The sequence below is a fragment of the Phormidesmis sp. 146-33 genome (assembly GCF_052939515.1).
In genome coordinates this window covers 1-1602 of sequence record NZ_JBJPHU010000275.1, presented here as the reverse complement: position 1 = coordinate 1602, position 1602 = coordinate 1, and the positions used below count along the sequence as shown (strand labels likewise).

At 45.3% G+C, this 1602-nt stretch carries 2 protein-coding genes; one reads left to right on the top strand and one right to left on the bottom strand.

All coding sequences use genetic code 11. The features are described from left to right. On the top strand, positions 1-842 hold an 842-nt coding region (locus ACJ2PR_RS35900; protein ID WP_446880639.1), incomplete at its 5' end, for a thiamine pyrophosphate-dependent enzyme. A gap of 212 nt (positions 843-1054) precedes the next feature. On the opposite strand, the gene ACJ2PR_RS35895 is transcribed toward ACJ2PR_RS35900, so the two are convergent. Beyond that, positions 1055-1450, bottom strand: coding sequence for a hypothetical protein (locus tag ACJ2PR_RS35895; protein WP_446871804.1), 396 nt, complete (start codon positions 1448-1450; stop codon positions 1055-1057). Positions 1451-1602 lie beyond the last annotated feature (152 nt).

The window sequence follows — 1602 nt, the reverse complement described above, 5'->3', positions numbered from 1 at the left end:
TGATTGCGATCGGCTATGACTTGATTGAATACTCACCCAAAAAGTGGAATCCTGACGGCATTGTTCCGATCATTCACATTGACGGTACGCCTTCTGAAGTAGACAGCAGCTACATTCCCATTGCTGAGGTGGTGGGCGATATTTCAGATGCGCTGCAAGAGATTTTGGATCGCAGCGATCGCACTGATAAGCCTGTCCCCCAGTCGTTAGAATTGCGGGCTGACATTCGTGCAGACTACGAGCAATATGCCGCAGATGCTGGTTTCCCAATCAAGCCTCAGAAGATTATTTACGATTTGCGGCAGGTGATGGGGCCCGACGATATTGTAATTTCGGATGTCGGCGCACACAAAATGTGGATGGCTAGACACTATCATTGTCACCGCCCCAACACTTGCATTATTTCTAATGGATTTGCGGCGATGGGGATTGCGATACCGGGAGCGATCGCAGCTAAACTCGTCAATCCCACTCATAAAGTAGTAGCAGTGACGGGAGACGGCGGCTTTATGATGAACTGTCAGGAGCTAGAAACCGCGCTCAGAGTCAACACGCCTTTTGTCACAATCATTTTCAACGATGGCGGCTACGGCTTGATCGAATGGAAACAACATAACCACTTTGGGCATTCCTCATTCATCAAGTTTGGCAATCCCGATTTTGTCAAGTTTGCCGAAAGCATGGGACTCAAGGGCTATCGAGTCGAATCCTGCGCCGATCTAATTCCGACGCTCAAAGAAGCCCTTGCCCAAGACGTTCCTGCTGTCATCGATTGCCCCGTTGACTATCGAGAAAATCTGCGCTTTACCCAGCGATCGGGTGATCTGAGTTGTACTATCTAGGGGTTTTGCAGACTGATTCTACGGTGTTTAAATATTGCGATCGAACTGTCATGTAATACTAATCCTCATGACTTAAACTGCTGTATTGGTCTTGATTCAGAGATTTGGACGCAGCTTGTTTAAGATTATTTCTTAACGTGTGAAGCGATCGTTCAGGCTGCATTCATACAAGCAATTTAGCTGCTACAGCATCGGGTTAACATCAGTTCCTCTCACTTCTTAATTTTCTTTAGATATGCTTTAGACCCAGAGCCGATCGCCCAATATATTAGAGGTGAAACCAAAATAGGAATCAGGATACCCAAGGTCAGAAAGGATGAAGGTAATGCAGGTGAAACCATCTTCAAGGCTAATAGTGCAACTGTTGTGCTGCAAATTGCAATGAGCGTGTAGTCGATCGAGACCCAAAGTTTTAACGAATTAGAGATAACTTGTCTTTGTTTGAATGTGTAAACCTGACCAATACTGTAAGCAGCAATAAATTGAATGGCTACACCCATTCCAAGAAACTTGATGCCAAGAACAGCTTGCAAGAGACCAAGCATCAGGTTAGCAGCAAGGGTGTAACCAAAGATCATCAACGCAAGCATATAAGCTTTACTCCACATGAATGTAGAACCTGGATGAATATGAATTGAATTACCTACAATCTATGGACTGCGATTTCGTAGAGTAGTTTTCCCTCAATGTTGGACACAATTACGGGTTAACGTCAGTTCGATGAGAGTGACTCGCTTCGTTTCAATCGGCTTCAGCCCCC